Origin of the sequence: Paenibacillus sp. F411 (assembly GCF_017582705.1) — a bacterium.
GTDB lineage: Bacteria > Bacillota > Bacilli > Paenibacillales > Paenibacillaceae > Paenibacillus_AQ > Paenibacillus_AQ algicola.
This window is the reverse complement of the sequence record NZ_JAGFIP010000003.1, coordinates 116,572-138,434: the sequence shown is the minus strand read 5'-3', so window position 1 is coordinate 138,434 and position 21,863 is coordinate 116,572. Positions and strand designations below refer to the sequence as shown.

General features: G+C 54.1%; 21 protein-coding genes. 19 read left to right on the top strand and 2 right to left on the bottom strand.

All coding sequences use genetic code 11. The features are described 5' to 3' along the window. Positions 1-64: 64 nt before the first annotated feature. The gene (gene rpsT, locus JJQ72_RS04765; RefSeq protein ID WP_138225215.1) at positions 65-337 is read right to left on the bottom strand and encodes a 30S ribosomal protein S20; all 273 of its coding nucleotides are present in this window, start codon (positions 335-337) and stop codon (positions 65-67) included. 192 nt (positions 338-529) lie between these two features. On the opposite strand from rpsT, the gene gpr reads away from it, so the two are divergent. From gpr to JJQ72_RS04675, 18 genes are all read left to right on the top strand, one after another. Next, positions 530-1,531, top strand: a complete 1,002-nt coding sequence (gene gpr, locus JJQ72_RS04760; RefSeq protein ID WP_208202937.1) for a GPR endopeptidase — start codon at positions 530-532, stop codon at positions 1,529-1,531. A 206-nt stretch (positions 1,532-1,737) separates the two neighbouring features. Beyond that, on the top strand, positions 1,738-3,051 hold the full coding sequence (locus JJQ72_RS04755) for a stage II sporulation protein P (protein WP_208202936.1): 1,314 nt from the start codon (positions 1,738-1,740) through the stop codon (positions 3,049-3,051). 51 nt (positions 3,052-3,102) lie between these two features. Further along, complete coding sequence (locus tag JJQ72_RS04750) at positions 3,103-3,489, top strand: hypothetical protein (protein ID WP_208202935.1); 387 nt, start codon at positions 3,103-3,105, stop codon at positions 3,487-3,489. Between the two features lie 86 nt (positions 3,490-3,575). Further along, positions 3,576-5,393, top strand: coding sequence for a translation elongation factor 4 (lepA, locus tag JJQ72_RS04745; protein WP_208202934.1), 1,818 nt, complete (start codon positions 3,576-3,578; stop codon positions 5,391-5,393). A 139-nt stretch (positions 5,394-5,532) separates the two neighbouring features. After that, positions 5,533-6,711: a radical SAM family heme chaperone HemW gene (hemW, locus tag JJQ72_RS04740; protein WP_208202933.1), complete on the top strand. Its 1,179-nt coding sequence runs from the start codon at positions 5,533-5,535 to the stop codon at positions 6,709-6,711. 77 nt (positions 6,712-6,788) lie between these two features. Continuing rightward, complete coding sequence (locus tag JJQ72_RS04735) at positions 6,789-7,250, top strand: N-acetyltransferase (protein WP_138225221.1); 462 nt, start codon at positions 6,789-6,791, stop codon at positions 7,248-7,250. Positions 7,251-7,496: 246 nt separating this feature from the next. Further along, the gene (gene hrcA, locus JJQ72_RS04730; RefSeq protein WP_138227677.1) at positions 7,497-8,531 is read left to right on the top strand and encodes a heat-inducible transcriptional repressor HrcA; all 1,035 of its coding nucleotides are present in this window, start codon (positions 7,497-7,499) and stop codon (positions 8,529-8,531) included. A 69-nt stretch (positions 8,532-8,600) separates the two neighbouring features. Further along, complete coding sequence (locus JJQ72_RS04725) at positions 8,601-10,109, top strand: TCP-1/cpn60 chaperonin family protein (protein WP_138227678.1); 1,509 nt, start codon at positions 8,601-8,603, stop codon at positions 10,107-10,109. Positions 10,110-10,142: 33 nt separating this feature from the next. Further along, on the top strand, positions 10,143-10,739 hold the full coding sequence (gene grpE, locus JJQ72_RS04720; protein WP_233281173.1) for a nucleotide exchange factor GrpE: 597 nt from the start codon (positions 10,143-10,145) through the stop codon (positions 10,737-10,739). Between the two features lie 93 nt (positions 10,740-10,832). Further along, a complete protein-coding gene (gene dnaK / locus JJQ72_RS04715; protein WP_138225222.1) occupies positions 10,833-12,677 on the top strand; it encodes a molecular chaperone DnaK in 1,845 nt (614 codons plus the stop codon). A 98-nt stretch (positions 12,678-12,775) separates the two neighbouring features. After that, positions 12,776-13,894 carry a molecular chaperone DnaJ gene (gene dnaJ / locus JJQ72_RS04710; protein WP_138225223.1) on the top strand — a complete coding sequence of 373 codons (1,119 nt, stop codon included), beginning with the start codon at positions 12,776-12,778 and terminating at the stop codon, positions 13,892-13,894. 197 nt (positions 13,895-14,091) lie between these two features. Next, on the top strand, positions 14,092-14,463 hold the full coding sequence (locus JJQ72_RS04705) for a hypothetical protein (RefSeq protein ID WP_138225224.1): 372 nt from the start codon (positions 14,092-14,094) through the stop codon (positions 14,461-14,463). A gap of 63 nt (positions 14,464-14,526) precedes the next feature. After that, complete coding sequence (locus JJQ72_RS04700; protein WP_138225225.1) at positions 14,527-14,727, top strand: YfhD family protein; 201 nt, start codon at positions 14,527-14,529, stop codon at positions 14,725-14,727. 158 nt (positions 14,728-14,885) lie between these two features. Further along, positions 14,886-15,860 (top strand): 50S ribosomal protein L11 methyltransferase, encoded by a 975-nt coding sequence (prmA, locus tag JJQ72_RS04695; protein WP_208202932.1) that lies wholly within the window; start codon positions 14,886-14,888, stop codon positions 15,858-15,860. Between the two features lie 2 nt (positions 15,861-15,862). Then, entirely contained in the window at positions 15,863-16,546 is a 684-nt protein-coding gene (locus tag JJQ72_RS04690; RefSeq protein WP_138225227.1) for a site-2 protease family protein, read from the top strand. A gap of 109 nt (positions 16,547-16,655) precedes the next feature. Then, on the top strand, positions 16,656-17,423 hold the full coding sequence (locus JJQ72_RS04685; protein WP_208202931.1) for an RsmE family RNA methyltransferase: 768 nt from the start codon (positions 16,656-16,658) through the stop codon (positions 17,421-17,423). Positions 17,424-17,425: 2 nt separating this feature from the next. Next, a complete protein-coding gene (gene mtaB, locus JJQ72_RS04680) occupies positions 17,426-18,763 on the top strand; it encodes a tRNA (N(6)-L-threonylcarbamoyladenosine(37)-C(2))-methylthiotransferase MtaB (RefSeq protein WP_138225229.1) in 1,338 nt (445 codons plus the stop codon). Positions 18,764-18,847: 84 nt separating this feature from the next. Further along, the gene (locus tag JJQ72_RS04675; RefSeq protein ID WP_208202930.1) at positions 18,848-19,279 is read left to right on the top strand and encodes an NUDIX hydrolase; all 432 of its coding nucleotides are present in this window, start codon (positions 18,848-18,850) and stop codon (positions 19,277-19,279) included. Between the two features lies 1 nt (position 19,280). Here the strand turns inward: JJQ72_RS04675 and JJQ72_RS04670 are convergent, their stop codons facing one another. Next, positions 19,281-20,255, bottom strand: a complete 975-nt coding sequence (locus tag JJQ72_RS04670) for a Na/Pi cotransporter family protein (RefSeq protein ID WP_208202929.1) — start codon at positions 20,253-20,255, stop codon at positions 19,281-19,283. A gap of 137 nt (positions 20,256-20,392) precedes the next feature. On the opposite strand from JJQ72_RS04670, the gene JJQ72_RS04665 reads away from it, so the two are divergent. Beyond that, positions 20,393-21,757, top strand: coding sequence for a class I SAM-dependent rRNA methyltransferase (locus JJQ72_RS04665; protein ID WP_208202928.1), 1,365 nt, complete (start codon positions 20,393-20,395; stop codon positions 21,755-21,757). Positions 21,758-21,863: the final 106 nt, after the last annotated feature.

Below are 21,863 nucleotides of genomic sequence, written 5' to 3'. Positions count from 1 at the left end.
TAAAAACCCTGATCAGCCGAGGGCTTGTCAGGGTTTTTCATTTACGTATAAATGAATCGCATTCTTACGCTTGGGAAGAAAGTGCGTTCAGTCTTTTAGCCAGACGGGACTTTTTGCGGTTCGCCGCATTTTTGTGAATCAGACCCTTAGTAACAGCTTTATCCAGCTTCTGGGAAGCGGCTTGGAAAGCAGCTTTCGCAGCTTCAACCTCCGTACCGGCCAGCGCCACGTCAGCATTCTTAACAGCTGTGCGCAGAGCGGATTTCTGGGATACGTTGAGAGCGTTGCGTTTCTCAGTTGTCTTAACGCGTTTAACCGCGGATTTAATGTTTGGCATTACATTCACCTCCTGTAAGGCATTTCAATAGCGCGAAATGGTTCACAACTTAAAATAGTTTAGCACGGGGGGGTACAAAAAGCAATAGGATGTACGAGCAGAAGTTATGACTTTCAAAAACAGGGAGTTACGCATAATCTGGACGGAACTCCCGCACACTAGCCTCAATAAAAAGAGGAGAGTGATTCAGACATGGAGCTTGATCTGCAGCGGTATTCAGTCAGGACCGATCTTGCCGTAGAATCAAGGGAAATGCTAGCAGGTCAGGAGCCTGTGCAAATACCGGGAGTCGTAGAGAATATCCAGCAGGAGGAAGGCATTCGCATCACCCGGCTGGATGTCCAGAATGAAGCAGGAGCAGAGCGCATCGGACGTGTGAAGGGACATTATATTACGCTGGAGGTACCGGAGCTCCGCAAGGGAGATACCGGGCTGCAGGAGCAGGTGGCGGCTGTGTTCGCCAGAGAGTTCGAGCAGTTTATGCAGCATATTGGCCTTGGCCCCAAATCCTCGGTGCTCATTGTGGGCTTGGGGAACTGGAATGTAACCCCGGACTCTCTAGGTCCTCTCGTTGTGGAAAATGTAATGGTCACGCGACATTATTTCGAGCTGATGCCAGATCGGGTCGCACCGGGCTACCGCCAGATCAGTGCGGTCGCACCGGGCGTGCTCGGCTTGACTGGCATTGAATCCAGCGAAATTGTTCAGGGCATCGTGGAGCGGACGCGTCCAGATGCGATTGTTGCCATAGACGCGCTGGCCTCCCGTTCGCTGGAGAGAGTCAACACCACGATACAGATTGCGGACATCGGCATTCATCCCGGCTCGGGCATCGGTAACAAGCGGCGCGGGCTCACGAAGGAAATTCTGGGGGTGCCCTGCATCGCGATCGGCGTACCAACGGTGTGCTATGCCTCTACCATCGTTAATAATGCGATTGAGATGATGAAATCCCATTTTGCCCAGGAAACGAAGCAAAGCGGTCATATTATGGGAATGCTGCATGACATTCCGGAGCAGGAGCGGCTGGCACTCGTGAAAGAGGTGCTGGAGCCGCTGGGTCATGATCTGATTGTAACGCCGAAGGAAATTGATGAATTCATTGAGGATATTGCCAATATTGTAGCAACGGGTCTCAATGCGGCGCTGCATGAAGCGGTAGATCCGGGAAACGCTGGGGCGTATACCCACTAAGTTGTTCTTAATTTATATAGAGACCGTCTTTATGCTGCCGAACAGGCAGGGTGAAGGCGGTTTTTTGGTGTTCTATTAAAACATAGAAGAATATGATTGTCTTCCGGTTCTATCGAATCCGCGGCTCTCATAGATTGGGAGTATAAGAGAAGGGCGGACAGGCTGGCGGGACCGGCTCTTCCGCGGATGACAGAGGAGGCAATAGGATGAACAACCGTAAATTCCGAATCTGGAATATGGCCCGATTAAAGAGAAAATTGATGGAAGGCTTGAGCATGGGCCGGACGCTGGCGCTGCTAATGCTGGGCTCGCTGCTATTTTTCCTGCTGCTAGGTCTCGGAGGGATGGCTGAGAAGGGCCTGAATACTTCACCGGTATCGACGATGAAGGGACTTGCCGCTTCCCTCTCCAGCCGTTTCTTCATGGATATGATCGGGATGGAGATGCCGCAGCTTGCACCGGAGCAGGAAGCTTCGGCGCTTTCCAGCGAGAAGGTGGCGCCGTTCGTATTTGAATTTCTGACGAATGTGAATCCGCGGGATCCCAAGAGCCTGATCGCGAGTGAGATTCCGGGGATGAAGAGCAACCAGCCGGTACCGCTGCGAAGCGGCTCTGGCAATGAGCAGGGCGAGGCCCCGGCTGATTACCGGCCCGAGGTGCTGGATTCGGAGGAGCCTCCTGAAGAAAGCCCAGGCAGAAGCCCTGGGAATCCCGGCGACCCTGACGCCAACGAAACCCCGGACAAGCCTGCCGAAGGCAGCGGCTCTGCAGGAAAAGGCCAAAACAGCGGAGGCTCCTCGCCATCTCCATCACCGCAGGATCCCAAAGCGCCTCCCCAGGAGCTGAAGAAAACGGTGCTGATCTACCATTCCCACCCCCAGGAGGCGTTCAACCCGCTATTATCCAAGCAGAGCAGCAATCCTGGCTCGACCTCTCCGTCCAAAAACATCATGCTGGTAGGCAGTATGGTAGCCAAGCGGCTGGAATCCAAAGGCATCGGGACGGTGCACGACCAAAGCGACTATCAGAGCACGGTGCCGGATTATAACTGGAATTATTCCTATAAATACTCCAGGCAGACGGTCAAGACAGCTATGGCGGAGAATGAGGAGCTTACGTATCTGATAGATATTCACCGCGACTCCCAGCGTCACGGCAAAACGACGACGACAATCAATGGTGAAGGCTACGCGCAGGTTTATTTTATCATCGGTCATGGCAATCAAAACTGGCGCAAAAATGAAGAGCTCGCGAACCGGATCAATCAAAAGCTGGAGAAAAGCTATCCGGGAATTTCACGAGGCATCTGGGGAAAATCCGCAGATCAGGGCAACGGGGAATACAACCAGTCTCTCTCACCGAACAGCATTCTGGTAGAGATCGGCGGGATTGATAATACGAAGGAAGAGCTGCAGCGCACGTCCGAGGTGCTGGCTGATATGCTGGCCGAGGTCATTTGGGAAGAGCAGCAGGCTGAGAAGGTAAACGCCTCAAAGGATGGCAGCGCCAAGCAGCCATAAGGAAGAGCGTGGCCAAGCAGATGTATACCATGAGGAAGGAGCTGAGCAGCATTGTCGAAATCAGGAAAAAAGCTGGCTGCGTTCCTGCTCTGGGCGGGAGTCGGCATATTGATCGGATTGCAGCTTGGAGGTGAGGGCAGAGCCGTGCAGGATACGGCGGCGGGTCTGCCGGCGCAGATGCAGGGATATCCGGCGGTCGAGCAGCCGGCACCAAGCCTGCAGGGAAACATCGCTGGGCCGGAACAAGAGGCCGGCTACGGCAAAGCACCCGAGCCGGCGAGGCCGAAATTTGAGCCGGTGCCGCGTGACATCCTGCTTCCGGGAGCTTCCAGTCCGCCTGCAGATGTGCTGGCCGACAAAACTGGAGGACTTCTGCAGCGGCTCTCCAATCAGAGCATTCGGTGGGTCGTCTCTTTGTTCGGATCCATCACTGATTGAAAATGAAGATGACACAGCATTGCTGAGCACCCCTTCAACTGTTATAATAAGTTGATTCAAACATCTGTGGTTGTTGGGGGTAAGGCATGACAGACGTAGTAGCAAGACAACGAAAAATTCGTAATTTTTGTATCATTGCACATATAGACCATGGAAAATCAACGCTGGCCGACCGGATTTTGGAATTTACCGGCGCACTTTCCTCCCGGGAAATGCAGGAGCAGGTTCTGGATCAGATGGATCTGGAGCGCGAGCGCGGCATTACGATCAAGCTGCAGGCCGTACGCCTGAATTACAGGGGTAATGACGGTGAGGAATATATCCTGAATCTCATCGACACCCCGGGACACGTCGACTTCACCTATGAAGTCTCCCGAAGCCTCGCGGCTTGCGAGGGAGCACTGCTGGTGGTGGACGCGGCTCAAGGCATCGAGGCACAGACGCTGGCGAACGTATACCTGGCGCTGGATAACAATCTCGAAATTTTGCCGGTGATCAACAAGATCGACCTGCCCAGCGCGGACCCGGAGCGGGTGAAGCAGGAAGTGGAGGACGTCATCGGCCTCGACGCCAGCGACGCCGTATTGGCTTCTGCGAAGGCAGGCATCGGCATCAAGGAAATTCTGGAGCAGGTGGTCCAGAAGGTTCCGGCACCGTCGGGCGATGCCAGCGAGCCCTTGAAAGCGTTAATCTTTGACTCGCACTATGATCCTTACAAGGGGGTCATTGTGTATGTGCGTGTCATTGACGGCAGCATTAAATCCGGCTCCAAGATCAAGATGATGGCGACCGGGAAGACCTTTGAGGTTATTGAGGTAGGCGCGTTCAAGCCCCGCATGTCCATTGTGGACGAGCTGAATGTCGGAGACGTTGGATTTATCGTGGCGGGCATTAAGTCTGTGGGCGACACCCGTGTCGGCGACACGGTCACCGACGCCAAACGACCGACCGTTCAGGCGCTTCCCGGCTACCGGAAGATTAATCCGATGGTATTCTGCGGACTGTATCCGATCGAGACCTCCGATTATAACGATCTGCGTGAGGCGCTGGAGAAGCTGCAGCTGAATGATGCATCACTGAGCTTTGAGCCGGAGACGTCGAGCGCACTGGGCTTCGGCTTCCGCTGCGGCTTCCTGGGTCTGCTCCATATGGAGATCATCCAGGAGCGGATCGAGCGGGAATTCAATATTCCGCTCATTACCACTGCACCGAGCGTAATTTACCGTATTACACTGACTAACGGTGAGCAGATGCAGATTGATAACCCGTCTCACTATCCGGAGATTGGCAAGATTGATTTTGTAGAGGAGCCTTATGTCAAAGCGGCGATTATTGTGCCCAATGATTATGTAGGCGCCATTATGGAGCTGTGTCAGGGCAAGCGCGGTGAATTCGTGAACATGGAATATCTGGATACGACTCGGGTAACCATTACGTACCAAATTCCGCTGTCTGAAATTGTGTATGATTTCTTTGACCAGCTGAAATCCAGCACGAAGGGCTATGCGTCCTTTGATTATGAATTGTCAGGCTACCGCACCTCCAACCTTGTCAAAATGGATATTTTGCTGAATGGCGAGCAGGTGGATGCGTTGTCCTTCATCGTACACCGTGACCGCGCTTACCACCGCGGCCGGCTGATTTGTGAGAAGCTGCGGGAGCTGATTCCGCGCCAGATGTTCGAGGTGCCGATTCAGGCTTCTGTCGGGACGAAGGTTGTAGCCCGGGAGACCGTAAAGGCGATGCGCAAGAACGTCCTTGCCAAGTGCTATGGCGGTGATATTTCCCGGAAGAGAAAGCTGCTGGAGAAGCAGAAGGAAGGCAAGAAGCGCATGAAGCAGGTCGGCAGCGTCGAGGTGCCTCAGGAGGCCTTTATGGCGGTGCTGAAGATTGACGATAACTAAACCGATGATGCAAGAGCGAGAGGGAAAGCCGATAGTATACGGCTTTCTTTTTCGTTCTATGAATAGAACTGCGTGACTCACGCTGGAGATAAGCAAGCACAGCCGCGGACTGCGTGCCGCCAGGGAGGTAATAACTACGATGAGTAACATTCAACGGAAACAGGGGCCTCTCACTGAGGTCGTGTATATTCACATTCCGTTTTGCACGAATAAATGCTTTTACTGTGACTTTAATTCTTACGTTCTAAAGGACCAGCCGGTGATGGATTATTTACGGGCATTGGACAAAGAAATGGAAATGACGGTGAAGGCTCATCCGCCCGGCGTCATCAAAAGTATTTTTGTAGGGGGAGGCACGCCGACCGTGCTGAAGCCGGATGAAATGGACTTTTTTTTAAAATCGGTGAAGAAGCATTTTCCGGAGTGGGACGAGCATATTGAATTTTCCATGGAAGCCAATCCCGGCACAACAGATCTTGAGAAGCTGTCGGTGATGCGGGAGGGCGGCGTGAACCGGGTAAGCTTCGGAGTGCAGGCGTTTCAAAATGAGCTGCTGAGCGGCATCGGCCGGATCCATAATACAGACGACGTCTATCGAAGCCTCGAAAATGCGCGGGCAGCGGGCTTTCACAATATGTCCATTGACCTGATGTTCGGCCTGCCGAATCAAACAGTAGAGATGCTCTCGGAAAGCGTGAGCAAGGCGCTTGCTCTGGGCCTGCCGCATTACTCCATTTACAGTCTGAAGGTGGAGGAGAATACGCTCTTTCATACCATGTACCAAAAAAATCAGCTGCCGCTTCCGGACGAGGAGGATGAGCTGAACATGTACTTGCTGCTCATGAACCGGATGGCTGAAGCCGGATACAAGCAATACGAAATTAGTAATTTTTCGAAACCGGGCTTTGAAAGCCGGCATAATATGGCGTATTGGCGAAATGAGGATTACTACGGCCTGGGTGCTGGAGCCCACGGTTACATCGGGCGCCGGCGTCACATTAATGTAAAGGGGGTAAACCCTTATATTGAGGCGGTGCAGCAAGGGCTGCCGTATCTGAGCACGCTGGATATTCCCCAGGAGGAGGCGATGGAGGACTTTCTGATGGTAGGCCTGCGTGTACTGGATGGAATTTCTGCAAGCCGGTTCCAGGAGCAGTTCGGTATGACCCTTGAAGAGGTGTTTGCGCGTCCGCTGAACAAGCTGGTTCATGCAGGCTTGCTGGATAAGAGTCATGAAGGTTATAAGCTGAGTCAGAAGGGGATTTTGTTCGGAAACGATGTTTTTGGCGAATTTATCGGCAGTATAACCGGGAATTAATCTATTGAACTTGTATACGTCCTGTTGTATATTTATTCATACATATATGACGGAGCGCGTAAAGGAGAGACGGTAGAATGTCAGCCGTATGCAGAAAAGCCACATTAGAAGATGTGGAGCCGCTGTATCAGATGATTCAGGGTTACGCCGAGAGAGGCATCATGCTTCCCCGGTCGAGAAAAGTGCTGGAACGACAAATTCATGAATTTGTAGTCGCTGAGTCACAGGGCCATGTGATCGGCTGCGGTTCATTATGCCAGCTGGGCAGCGATCTGGTCGAGATTCGTTCGCTAGGCATTTCCGAGGGCCACAAAGGTCAGGGGATCGGATCCATGCTTGTGGACCGGCTGATTGAAGAGGCTCGGGAACGCGAGCTTCCCAAGGTGATGGCGTTAACCTATGAGGTATCTTTTTTCCTGAAGAATGGATTTTCCATTGTTGATAAAGAAATTTTTCCCGAAAAGGTATGGACGGACTGCATCCATTGCAGCAAGCAGCATGCCTGTGACGAAATTGCAGTCTTGAAAGTGCTGAATTAATGCAGCAAGTCATGTAAGGCTTCAGAGCAAGAATGCGGTGAGGGGCTGTTTGGAGACAAGGTCTCCAGGCAGCCCCTTATCTCGTTCCAGAACGCCTCCGGCAGGGGGATAAAATAAGCATTTTGGATTGAGGATCTGACTTGACAATGCTCCGGTTGGTTTGGTATTTTTGTTATATCGGTTAGCACTCGAAGCTGATGAGTGCTAACGACAAGATCAAGTCTCAGTCAGCAAGGAGGGAACATGATGTTAACAGATCGGCAGCGAATGATATTAAGCGCGATCGTCGATGACTATATCCGCTCGGCCGAGCCGGTTGGCTCCCGAAGCATTTCCAAGCGCGGTGACGTGGGCTACAGCCCGGCGACCATCCGCAATGAAATGGCTGATCTGGAGGAGCTTGGCTTTCTGGAGCAGCCCCATACCTCAGCAGGCCGCATTCCTTCGCATAAGGGCTACCGCTATTATGTGGATCATTTGACATCGTCGTTTTCACTCCAGCCTTCCGAGCTGAAGGTAATGAAAGCCTTTTTCGCTGAGAAGCTGAATGCTATGGAGCAAATGATCCAGCATGCAGCGGGGATTTTGTCCCAAATGACGAACTACACTTCCATCCTGCTGGGACCGGAAGTTTTTCATACGTCTCTGCGCCATTTCCAGCTGCTGCCGCTGAATGAGGATACCGCTGTCGCGATTATTGTGACCAGCACGGGCCATGTGGAGAACAAGACGGTTAGTATTCCGCCTGGCGTGTCTCTCTCGGATATGGAGCAGGTGGTGAATCTCTTGAACAGCAAGCTGTCTCACGTTCCGCTCTACAAGCTCAAGTCCCGGCTGTATACAGAAATTGGTCAGGAGATGCAGCGGCATATTGATCATTACGAAGAGCTCATGAAGATGCTGGACATTGCGCTGAGCAACGGAGAGCAGGAGCACAAGGTATATCTCAGCGGAACGACGAACATGCTGAGCCAGCCGGAATTCCGGGATGTAGACAAGGTGAGAACCATTTTTGAGCTGCTGGAGCAGACACCGACGCTCATGAAGATGATGGCGCCGGCCTCCGGCGAGACGGGCCTCCAGGTTCGGATTGGCACAGAGAACAATCATGCAGCGTTCGAAAGCTGTAGCCTGATTACAGCAACCTATTCCGCTGACGGCAAGGCCATTGGCACGATCGGGATTTTGGGTCCGACCCGAATGGAATACGCCCGCGTGATGGGCATCTTGAATGTGTTGTCCGGGGATATGACCCGGCTGTTAACCCATTGGTACAAGTAAGGGGAGTGTAACGCTGTGAGCCAAGCTAATCAGTCTCCCGGAGACGGTGATGACCGGCATTCGACGCTGATGAACAACAGTAATGCAATCAGGGCTGTCACCTCCGCGGTGGAGGGGACCCTGGGCCCCAAGGGGCTTGATGTGATGCTGGTCGGGCCGCGCGGCGAAGTCGTTATAACGAACGATGGCGTGACTATACTGGATAAGATGGATGTGAGTCATCCGGCAGCCCGGCTGCTGATCCAGGTTGCAAGAGCCCAGCAGGAGAAGATTGGCGACGGAACCACAACGGCTACCGTCCTGGCCGGCGCGCTGGTGCAGGAGGGGGTCGCCCGAATTATAAAGGGCGTTCCTGCCTCCAAAGTGGTAGAAGGCATCCGGCAGGGCATTGAGATGGCGCTGAAGCTGCTGTCTGAACGGATCCGCAGCATTGAAGGCCTGGAAGATCCGCTGCTTGCCCGGACCGTCTATGTAGCTGGCCGAGAGCGGCAAGATATTGTTCGGCTCATTATGGAAGCTGCCCGTAAATCTGGAATGGAGCGTCTCCGCGATCCTTCCTATCATCTTGCAGACGACATCACAGCGCTCGAGAATGCCGAGCATGAGGTGTTTGAAGGGATGCTGCTCCGGCAGAAGCCCCTGATGACAAGGGATCACCTCTCCTATAAGGATGCGAAGGTGCTGGTGCTGATGGATGCACTGGAGCCGGACCAGCTGGATGAAGAGGTGATGACGACCGAAGCCGGCTTTGCCCGGTACATGGATCTGAAACAGGTATTTGCCTCCGATCTGGAGCGTTTACGTGATATGTCTGTCAAGCTGATTGTGCTGGAGAAGGGCATTCATCCCGACGCAGAGCAGTTCTGCCTGGACTATGGAATCATGGTCGTGCCGAGAGTATCCCGCGCTGACCTGAAGCAGGTATGCAGCATGACCGGTGCAGTTCCGATCCGCAGGGCTGCACTGCACAAGGAAGCGCAGATGCTGATGCCGGTGCTGGGCAGCACGCCTCTCGTCTCTTATGACGAATCTCTGGCGCGTGTCCGCATTCATGCCAATGCCGGGCAGAACGGAAGCAAGGCGGTGACAGTGATTGTCGGTGCCAGCACCTCCGAGGTCGTCGGCGAAGCTGCGCGCATCGCCGGTGATGCGGCTTCCGCACTGCAGGCTGCTGTGCGCGGCGGTGTTCTGCCGGGCGGAGGGACAAGCGAGCTCGCGGTCTCTTATGAGCTGGAGCGCTGCCGCGAAACTCAGAAGGGGATGGAGGCATTCGGCATTGAGGCGGTCTCTGCGGCTTTGCGAAAGCCGATGTCCCAGATTCTCCTCAATGCAGGTTATAATCCGCTGGAGAAGATGGAGGAGGTAAGGGCCGCCCAGATCAACAGCGGATGTGATGCCATGGGAATGGATTGTGATACCGGAGCGGTCATTCATTATGAAGAGCTCGGTATTCTCGATCCTGCCCCGGTAAAGCTCCATGGCCTGCGCGCTGCTGGAGAAGTGGCGGCCGCCGTGCTGCGTATTCACCATGTGATTAAGATGCGGGATGCAGCAGGCAGTGATAACGAACCATATTAGCAATGTGAATATAATAAGGAGGTGGAGTTCATCTTGAATAAGGATCAGGAAATAAACGTTCAAGAAGAAACCATGCAGGAAGAGCCTGCCCAGCAGGGAGACACATTACATGCGGAAGCTCAAGAGGGCGCAGAGCCGCAGGTAGAACAGGCTGGGGCAGAAGAGGCGAAGGACCCTCGGCAGCAGGAAATCGAGCAGCTGAAGGCCGAGCTGTCAGAGCAGCAGCAGCGGGTGCTTCGTACCCAAGCGGATTTTGACAACTTCCGCAGAAGAACCCAGAAGGAGAAGGAGGAGCTGGCCAAATATGCTTCCTCCAAGCTGATTACAGAGCTGCTGCCGGTCATTGACAACTTCGAGCGGGCGATGGCGGCTTCCACGGTCGATCCGGAATCGGATTCTCTGGTTAAGGGCGTCAATATGATTTTCCGCCAGCTGGAGGGCATTCTGAATGCAGAAGGACTGCAGCCGATGAACAGTGTCGGACAGCCATTTAATCCTGAATTCCATCAAGCGATTATGCAGGTGGAGAGCGAGGAGCATGAAGAGGGTGTCGTTGTCGAAGAGATTCAAAAGGGTTACATGCTGAAAGACAAGGTGCTCCGCCCGGCGATGGTTAAGGTCAGCGGCTAGATCAGGCTTGCCAGACCCGCCGGTTGTATTCATACAAAACACATAGAACATCCGCACACCAATGTGCGCCAAATGATAAGGAGGATTTTTTACATGAGTAAAGTTATCGGAATTGACCTGGGTACCACTAACTCCTGCGTAGCAGTAATGGAGGGCGGCGAAGCCGTTGTTATTCCTAACCCTGAGGGTGCGCGTACAACACCTTCCGTTGTAGGCTTCAAAAAAGACGGAGAGCGCATCGTCGGAGACACTGCGAAGCGCCAGGCAATCACGAATCCGGATCGCACGATCATTTCGATCAAGCGCCATATGGGTACAAACCACAAGGAAAGCATTGACGGCAAGGAATTTACGCCTCAGGAGATCTCTGCAATTATCCTGCAGAAGCTGAAGTCCGATGCAGAAGCCTACCTGGGTCAAACGGTGACTCAAGCCGTTATTACAGTTCCTGCATACTTTAATGACAGCCAGCGTCAGGCTACGAAGGATGCCGGCAAGATCGCAGGCCTGGAAGTGCTGCGTATTGTCAACGAGCCGACAGCAGCAGCTTTGGCTTACGGTATGGAGAAATCAGAAGACCAGACGATTCTCGTCTATGACCTGGGCGGCGGTACTTTTGACGTCTCGATCCTGGAGCTTGGCGACGGCTTCTTCGAAGTTAAAGCGACCAGCGGGGACAACCAGCTCGGCGGTGACGATTTCGACCAGGTGATCATTGACTACCTCGTAGCTGAATTCAAGAAAGAGCAAGGCATTGATCTGAGCAAGGACAAAGCGGCTGTGCAGCGTCTTAAGGATGCGGCCGAGAAGGCGAAGAAAGAGCTGTCCGGTGTCCTGACTACGACAATCTCCCTTCCGTTCATTACAGTAGCTGACGGGGTACCGCAGCACTTGGAGATCAACCTGACTCGTGCCAAATTTGAAGAGCTGTCCGCTTCTCTCGTAGAGCGTACCCTGGGACCTACACGCCAGGCGCTGAGCGATGCCGGATTGAGCGCAAGTGACATCAATAAGGTCGTGCTTGTCGGCGGATCTACACGGATCCCGGCTGTGCAGGAAGCGATCAAGAAGCTGACGGGTCAAGAGCCTCACAAAGGCGTGAATCCGGACGAGGTTGTAGCCCTGGGTGCTGCCGTACAGGCTGGCGTACTGACTGGCGACGTGAAAGACGTGGTTCTGCTCGACGTAACGCCATTGTCCCTTGGCATCGAAACAGCCGGCGGCGTATTTACTAAAATGATCGAGCGCAACACGACCATCCCAACAAGCAAATCCCAAGTGTTCTCCACCTATGCTGACAATCAGCCTAGCGTTGAGATTCACGTCCTGCAGGGTGAGCGGGAAATGGCAGCGGGCAACAAGACGCTGGGACGCTTCATGCTGGGTGACATTCCTCCGGCTCCGCGCGGCGTACCGCAAATCGAGGTTAGCTTCGATATTGATGCCAACGGGATTGTAAACGTGTCTGCCACTGACAAAGGCACCGGCAAGAGCCAGAAGATCACGATTACTTCCTCCAGCGGCCTGAGCGATGAGGAAGTGGAGAAAATGATGAAGGACGCTGAGCTCCATGCGGAGGAAGACAAGAAGCGTAAAGAGCTTGTTGAAGCCCGCAATAGTGCGGATCAGCTCGTATATACTACCGAGAAGACACTGAAGGATCTTGGAGACAAGGTCGATGCTTCCGAGATTGATAAAGCCAATGAGGCGAAGGAGAAGGTGAAGAAGGCACTGGAATCCGACAATCTGGAAGAAATTAATGCTGCTTCCGAGGAGCTGACTCAAATTGTACAGCAGCTGTCCGTGAAGCTGTATGAGCAGGCAGCTCAAGAGCAGGGCAATGCGGCACCAGGTGAAGAAGGAGCCGGATCTGCGAAGAAGGATCATGTTGTTGATGCCGACTACGAGGTTGTTGACGAAGACAAGAACAAAGGGTAAGCTGGATCAATTGAGTCTATTGGGAAAGTCAAAGCGCGAGTCCCGCACTTTGACTTTCCTTATGTCCAGCAGTACAAACCGTGAGTGGGGGTGGAACCGTGGCTGAAAAGCGAGATTATTACGAGGTGCTTGGCGTTGGGAAGGATGCCTCGGAGGATGAAATCAAGAAAGCGTACCGGAAGCTGGCGCGCCAGTACCATCCGGACGTGAACAAGGCAGATGACGCCGAGACCAAATTCAAGGAAGTTAAAGAAGCGTATGACGTGCTGAGCAATGATCAGCATCGCGCACGCTATGACCAATACGGCCATATCGATCCGAACCAGGGAATGGGCGGGGGCGGCTTCTCCGGCGACTTTGGCGGCTTCGGAGATATATTCGATATGTTCTTCGGCGGTAACGGCCGTCGTGATCCCAATGCTCCGCAGCGGGGGAATGATCTTCAATATACGATGACGGTTGAATTCAAGGAAGCGGTGTTTGGTAAAGAAAGCGACATTACCATTCCGCGTACCGAGTCCTGTGATACCTGTCATGGCTCCGGCGCGAAGCCGGGTACGAAGCCGCAGACCTGCGGCGTGTGTCATGGCTCGGGTCAGCAGGAGGTGGTTCAGAATACGCCGTTCGGGCGGATGGTGAACCGCCGTGCCTGCTCGAACTGTAGCGGCAGCGGCCAGATCATCAAGGAAAAATGCAGCACCTGCAGCGGCAGCGGCAAGCTGAAGAAGCAGCGCAAGATTCACGTGCGTATTCCGGCCGGTGTAGATGATGGCGCTCAGCTGCGGATGAGCGGTGAAGGGGAGGGCGGTTTGCGCGGCGGACCTGCCGGAGACCTGTACATCGTAATCCGCGTCAAGCCGCATGATTTCTTTGAGCGTGAGGGCGACGACATCTACTGCGAGATTCCGCTCACCTTTGCGCAGGCGGCACTGGGAGACGAGATGGAAATCCCTACCTTAACGGAAAAGGTCAAGCTGAAAATTCCAGCCGGAACCCAGACCGGCACGTATTTCCGCCTGAAGGGCAAGGGAGTTCCGCGTTTGCGCGGCATGGGCCAGGGCGATCAGCATGTCAAGGTCGTGGTCGTAACGCCAAGCAAGCTCAGTGACGACCAGAAGGAGCTGCTGCGTCAATTTGCTTCGCTTGACGGGGAGCAGACCCATGAGCATGAGCAGTCTTTTTTTGACCGTGTGAAGAGAGCGTTTAGAGGGGACTAAGGCCATTTAGCGGCCGGGATGGAAGTCAAAGTCCTATCATTGATCTTGTGAAGAGCCGTTTCCAAGGCAGCCTGGCTGCAGGGAACGGCTCTTTTGGTGCTGAACCGGGGAGAGAAATGCTCTTCCTCATCGAATAATTGAAGACCCGCTTACACAATCTAGAAAGGAACAATCATAGAACAAGCAGGTGAATACTCATGGCTGAAAAAAACATTCTGGCGTACTTTAATACCCCGGAACAGGCCCAAGGAGCCGCGGCGAAGCTGCACGCTCTGCGTGTCGCTGATCTGTCAATCGACCGGTTCAGCACAGAGCCCGGTGAAGAGATGGGCGGCATGACGAATGCGATCGGCGGCGGGCTGTCCGGCCTGAACGCGTATACCCCGGATGCGGCACTGAGCAATTTGTCTGCCGGCATCCTGGGTGCAGCAGGACCTTCCGAGAGCGGCATGAGCGCCGGCGAGCAGGATGGGCTTCGCGGCCGGGATATTTTACTTACAGTTGTGGTCGATGAGGGCGTCCATCATCAGGCACTTAAAATCGTTGAGGATGCCGGGGGCTACGTATAGCTGCGGAAAGCTGCTGTGGATCACCAAGAATCACACTTATATTCCAAGCACAGGAGGCATGGCATGATGAGAAGGGTCAAGCTGGGAAGAATCGCAGACCAGACACAGAAAAGAATTGCATTGCAATCGGCAAAATATGAGGATGTAGAGTTTTCGGCGCTGGAAGCGGACCGGGATGATGTGGAAGCGATTCGTCGAAGTGAGGCAGCAGACAAGCGCCAGGTTAAAGAAATGTTTGATCATCACGAGCACGGCTTGAAGTAAAGCAACACATTGTCTTCGACAGCAAGAGGCTGTTCCTGGCGGAGCAGCCTTTTGCTGTTGCTGCTTATGGATTCATACGGGTAAAGCTGCCTTTGTGCACAGGGTCCTTCATATAGTACAATATAATTTATGTAAATATGAGGAGGACTCTGTTAAATATGCTGTGGCACGAATTGACTATACATACCACGGAGCAGGCCGTGGAGATGATTTCGAATTTTATGCATGAAGCGGGAGCGGGAGGGGTCTCGATTGAAGAGTCTGCCGTTACCAAACGCAAGCGGGATACCACCTTTGGGCAATGGTATGATGAGGTCATTCCGTTTAATAATATCCCGGAAGGACAAGCTGTGATTAAAGGGTATTTCTCACAGGACGTCAGTCTGGAAACGGTTCAGCAGGAGCTGGAGCCGCGGATCCATGAGCTGGCGCAGTTCGGTATTGATGCCGGGCCGGCGGCCTTTGAACACCGGAGCGTCCACGAGGATGAATGGGCTACAGCCTGGAAGCAGTATTTCAAGCCCATCGCTGTGTCAGAGCGCCTGGTGATCAAGCCCACCTGGGAAGAGTATACGCCAGCCCCGCAGGAGCGCATTATTGAGCTGGATCCCGGCATGGCCTTTGGAACGGGAGCGCATCCGACCACCGCACTGTGCCTGCGTACACTGGAGCAGGTCATTCAAGGCGGAGAATCCGTCATCGACGTGGGCACTGGCTCCGGAATTCTGGCAATCGGTGCTGTGCATTTGGGCGCCAGGAACGTCCTGGCCCTGGATCTGGATCCTGTTGCGGTATCCAGCGCGAAGGAGAATTCGCAGCTGAACAAAATGCAGGACCAGATTACGGTCGTGGAAAGCGATCTGCTCTCTGTACTTCAGCGCAGCGAAATGGCAGAGGGCTTTGCGGTAAAGCCTCCGGTGGAGGTTGTGGTTGCGAACATTTTGGCAGAGGTGATTCTGTTATTCGTGGACGATGTCTACGCAGCACTGAAGCCGGGCGGGATCTACATCGCCTCCGGAATTTACAAGAACAAGGTTGAAATTGTAGAGAAAGCGCTGATTCAGGCCGGGTTTGACATTGCGGATATGAACCGCGAGGATGACTGGGTTGCGTTCGTAGCGAGGAAGAGGTAGCGATGGAATTTCTCGATCAACTGCTGTTTTATCCGCTGGAAAGGCTGCCCTTTTTCCTGATTGCCCTGATCATTGCATTTACGGTGCATGAATTTTCTCACGCTTACTTCGCTAATAAACTGGGTGACCCTACCGCCAAGCTGTTGGGGAGGGTGACACTGAACCCGGCGGTGCATTTCGACTTTCTTGGCATCTTCCTGCTGCTGATTGCCGGCTTCGGCTGGGCCAGACCGGTTCCGGTAAACCGGGCGAACTTCTCGAACCCGCGCCGGGATAGCGTCATCGTATCGGCGGCAGGGCCGCTCAGTAATCTGCTGCTCGCCATCGCCGGCTGCTTGATCTACGGAGCGCTGTATCAGCTTGGTGCCATTGATGCAATGAGCAATGAACGGGCAGTGGATGCGGTGCATATCTTTTTTGACACCTTTATTGTGCTGAATTTCTTTCTGTTTCTGTTTAACCTGATTCCGCTTCCTCCGCTGGATGGATACCGGATCCTGGTAGAGCTTGTTCCGCGGCGGGTGGGGGCAAAGCTGCAAAGCGTGGAGCAATGGTCGATTCTGGTCTTTTTATTAATTATTCTGATTCCCGGGTTTCAAAACTACACGATCCGCCCGATGTATGAGACAGCGTACAGCTTGTCTGTGTTCTTCCTGAATCTGTTTACAGCGTTGTTCGGCGGCTAAAATCTCATAGATTTCACTGGTCATGACGGGGCAAAAGAGGTATGATGAAGTTTGGCGTTTTGGCCTGAAGCAATGGACCTGAATATGAATCCATAAAGGTAGGTTTACGATGCAGCGATATTTCATTTCACCCGCGCAGTTCCAGCAAGAGCAGGTATGGATTACGGGTGAGGATGCGAGACATATTTCAAAAGTGATGAGAGGCAAGCCGGGGGATGTCCTGATTGTCAGTGACGGGATTTCCCGTGAAGCGCGCGTTGCCATCGAGAGCCTGGAGCAGGACGGTGTAAGAGCAAGGGTAGTAGAGGAGCTGGCGATGACCCGCGAGCCTCGACTGAAGGTGACCATTGCCCAGAGCCTGCCTAAAGGCGACAAAATGGAGCTGGTGATCCAGAAATGCACCGAGCTCGGGGCCGTGTCATTTCTGCCTTTTCTGTCCAGCCGGACCATCGTTCAATACGATGCTAAGAAAGAGCAGAAGCGCCTGGAGCGCTGGGGCAAGATTGCGAAGGAGGCTGCGGAGCAGGCTCATCGGAACAGGGTTCCCGGAGTAGAGCAGCCTGTGGGCTGGAAGAAGCTGCTTCAAGCGTTCTCCAGCTACAGTCTGGTCTGCTTCTGCTATGAGAAGGAGGAGGGCCTGCAGCTGCGGGACGTGCTCCTGCCTTTTGCAGAGCAGAAGCTGATCGGGGATGAGCCTGTCAGCCTGCTGATCGTGGTCGGTCCCGAGGGCGGCTTTACGGAAGAGGAATGCCGGGAGGCCGAGGGGGCGGGAGCATCGACCGTCGGCCTTGGCCGGCGGATTTTACGCACGGAGACCGCGGGGATGACCGCACTGGCCTGTGCGCTGTATGAATTTGGTGAAATGGGGGGAGTTTGAATATGCCATCCGTAGCGTTTTATACGTTGGGTTGCAAAGTCAATTTTTACGATACCGAAGCCATCTGGCAGCTTTTCAAAAATGAAGGCTACGAGCAAGTGGACTTCGAACAAACCGCTGATGTTTATTTGATCAATACTTGCCATGTTACAAATACCGGAGATAAGAAAAGCCGGCAAATGATCCGGCGGGCGGTCCGTCGCAATCCGGATGCCATTGTCGCGGTTACGGGCTGCTATGCCCAGACCTCGCCGGCTGAAATTCTCGACATTCCTGGTGTAGACCTTGTCATCGGCAACCAGGATCGCGACAAGATCATGCAGTTTGTGCATGAAATCGAGCAGACCCGCCAGCCGATCAACGCCGTGCGCAATATTATGAAGACCCGGGTGTTTGAGGAGATGGATGTGCCGGACTTCGCTGACCGGACCCGTGCGTTCCTCAAAATCCAGGATGGGTGCAACAACTTCTGTACGTTCTGCATTATTCCATGGTCCCGCGGCTTGTCGCGCAGCCGTGATGCGGACAGCATTATTAAGCAGGCGAAGCAGCTGGTGAATGCCGGCTATAAAGAGATTGTATTGACCGGCATTCATACGGGCGGCTACGGTGATGATCTCGACAACTACCGCCTGTCTGACCTGCTGTGGGATCTCGACAAGGTGGAGGGGCTGGAACGCATCCGGATCAGCTCCATTGAAGCGAGCCAGATTGACGATGCGGTGCTGGACGTGCTGAAGCGTTCCACCAAAATGTGCCGCCATCTGCACATTCCGCTGCAGGCCGGAGACGATACCGTCTTGAAACGGATGCGGAGAAAGTACACCACCGAAGAGTTCCTGACCAAAATGAAGCTCATTCGCGAAGCGATGCCAGAGCTGGCTATTACGACTGATGTGATTGTCGGCTTCCCTGGCGAGACAGATGAGATGTTCCGCAACGGCTACAATCTCATGAAGGAGATCGGATTCTCGGAAATGCACGTCTTCCCGTATTCCAAGCGTACCGGTACGCCGGCGGCGCGGATGGAGGATCAGGTGGAGGACGAGGTGAAGAACGCCCGAGTCCACGAGCTCATTGATCTGTCCGAGCAGCTGCAGCTGGCCTATGCCGAGCAGTTTGTCGGCCGCATTGTTGAGGTGATTCCAGAGCGTGAATACAAGGGCGGACCGGGCGGCAAGATGCAGGGCTACAGCGACAATTACCTGCAGCTCGTGTTCGACGGTGGACCAGAGCTGGAAGGGAAACTGTGCCGGGTTCAAATTACTCAAGCCGGTGTTAATGAGTGCCAGGGTGAGCTGATCAGCGTCCACGAGAACGGATTGGCAGCAGCCTTGTAGCCTAGTAAGCAACAGCCTGATCACAAGGATTTCATTTCCGAATAGGAAGTGGAATCCTTGTTGCACATGAAGGAGGAATCAGACATGAACCGGAAGGAAATTTCTGCGGGAGGCGTGGTGTATCGCCGGGTAGACGGCTATCTGCAAATTCAGCTTATTCAGGACCGCTACAGCAAAATATCTTTGCCCAAGGGCAAAATGGAAGCAGGAGAAACCGTAGAGGAGACGGCTTTGCGCGAAATTTTGGAGGAAACCGGAATTTCGGGGAGAATCGTGTCGCCGGTCGATATTATTGCTTATACGTATAATCATCCCCAGTATGGCCGGGTGGATAAAGAAGTCCACTATTATCTGGTAGAGGCTTCGGGAGGGGCGCTGAAGCCCCAGCTGGAAGAGATCAACGGTGTGGAATGGTACGAGCCGCTGCAGGCCTGGAGCAGGCAGCAGAGCAACGGCTACAGGAACAATGATCCTATTCTGCGGAGAGCCTTGTCTCTTCTGAACATCGAGGTATAGGTCAAGAGGCTGCTGCTTTCTTCCAGACCGGAAGATAGCAAAGCGGCAGAGCGAGCAGGGAGCAGACCACGTTGAAGATCGTCTGGGCATGGGCAATCTGCCCCGCCGGGTCGCCTGCAAGCTGACCGGAGACCTGTGTCAGCAGCGGCAGCAAGGGAGCGAACAATATAACGCCCCCGATATTTAAGGCAAGATGGGAGCCGGCAACGAACCTGCCGGCCGGAGTGCTTCCTGCTGCAGCTAGGATCGCGGTCACGCAGGTGCCGACATTAGAGCCGAGCACCATGGCGACACCAAGCTCAGGCGGCAATGCCCCGCTGAGGCAAAGGCTCATGGTCATAGCCACAACGGCGGCGCTGCTATGCATCAGTGCAGTCAGCATGGCGCCGGCCAGAATCCCCCAGCCGCTGCTTCGCTCTGCCTGCTCCAGAAACCAGGCGAAGACGCCCATCTCCTGAAGCGGCTTGCCGATGGACTGCATAACCGTAATGCCAAGCAGTACCATGGCGAAGCCGGCAACGGCCAGGCACAGAAATTGCAGCTGCTCCAGGCGACCGAGCCAGGGAGAAGAGCTGCGTGATAGAACCATCTCGTTCCAGATGATGCTTCCTGCCCAAATGAGCAGGGAGATCAGAAGCAGGGGGAAGGCAGCCGCACCGATGTTCAGGCTGATCAGCTCTGTGGTCAGCGTTGTGCCGATGTTCGTGCCGAGAATGATGCCGAGAATGCCGGCCTGACCAAGCAGGCCGGCATTGGCGAAGCCAATCGTAATCACGGTGACAGCGGTGCTGCTTTGCAGCAAAGCCGTCAGCCCGGCGCTGGTCAGCATGCCTTTGAGCGGCGTGGCTGCGGCATAATGGAGCCACTGGTGAAGGCGCGGGCCGGTCCAGCGCTGCAAGGCGGCCTCCATCACCTTCATGCCGAACAAGAACAGCGCGAGCCCATACAGCATGGGAAACCACAGGGAATGAAGCAACAGAGAGCTCTCCTTTTTTATAGAGTAAGTACTGAGAATATATGAACAATGGCGGGGAGACATGCAGGGTTTGTCCGGTGCGGTCTTCTAGCTCAAGGAATGACTATGAATTCAGGAAATCAGGGAGTGAATCAAGCATGCCAAGCGTGATCTTGGATCGTAATCGAAAAAAAAGGCTGGAGCAGGGACATCCGTGGATATTCAAAAGTGAGATTGCCTCGGTAGAAGGGTCTCCGTCCGCCGGTGACGTCGTACAGGTGCTGAACCACCAGGGACGATTCCTGGGTAGCGGGTATTACAACCCGAGCTCGCAAATTACCGTACGCCTCTTGTCCTACCAGCCGCTGGAGGCTATGGACAAGGAGTTTTTCATTTCCCGCTTTCAGGACTGTCTGAAGCATCGGGAGCGCTTCCTGAAGGGAGATCATGCGTACCGCTTGGTGTATGGAGAGGCGGATTATCTGCCGGGTCTTATTGTGGACCGTTTTGATCAGGTGCTGGTGGTACAGCTGCTGACACTCGGAATGGATCGCTGCCGGGAAGCCATTACAGAGGCACTGATCGAGGTTATGCAGCCAAAGGGCATCTATGAGCGCAGCGATGTATCCGTGCGGGAGCTGGAGGGGCTGGAGCAGCGTAAGGGCGCATTGTACGGGGAATGTCCGCGTTATGTCACCGTCCTGGAGAACGGACTTCAGATCAAGGTCGACATTGAGGAAGGTCAGAAGACGGGATATTTCTTTGATCAGCGTGAGAACCGGGCTTCGATCGCACCGCTGATGACAGGCTGGGGAGAGCGGAGCGGCATTCAGCTTCAGAGTCGAGACATAGATGGACAAGAGACGCTGGTGCCCGTAAACAGAAGTGGAAAAGAAGTGACGTTTCCGTATTGGGACGGAGCAACGGTGCTGGAGTGCTTCTCACATACCGGGAGCTTCACGCTGAATGCTTGTCAGTACGGGGCCAAGAAGGTGACCTGCCTTGATATTTCCGAGCATGCCATCCAGAGCGCCCGTGAAAATGTAGAGTTGAACGGCTTTGAGGACCGCGTGGAATTCGTCGTGGATGATGCCTTTCAATACTTGCGTAATCAGGTAAAGGGGAGCGAGGAACGCCATGAGCGGGCTGCAAAAGGAAGCAAGGTGGATACCTCGAAGCCGCTGACGGCCGGGGGAGGACGAACGTGGGATGTGGTCATTCTGGACCCGCCTGCATTCGCCAAGACGCGCGGAGCGGTTAAAGGGGCCTGCCGCGGCTATAAGGATATCAATCTTCACGGGATGAAGCTGGTGAACGAGGGAGGCTATCTGGTGACGGCAAGCTGCTCCTATCATATGAAGCCGGAGCTGTTTCTGGAGACGATCCACGAAGCCGCGCAGGATGCGGGCAAGCAGCTGCGTCTGGTGGAATGGCGCGCCGCCGGCAAGGACCACCCGCAAATTCTCGGCGTGGAGGAAGGGCATTACCTGAAATTTGCCGTCTTTGAGGTTCGCAGCAAGTAGTCTCGCTGTCACGTATAATTGCTCAGCAATTTCAATGCATAGATAAGACCTGCGTTCAGGCCGGTAGGGAGCAGTCCCTTCCGGCTTTTTGGGCTTCCTTGCGATA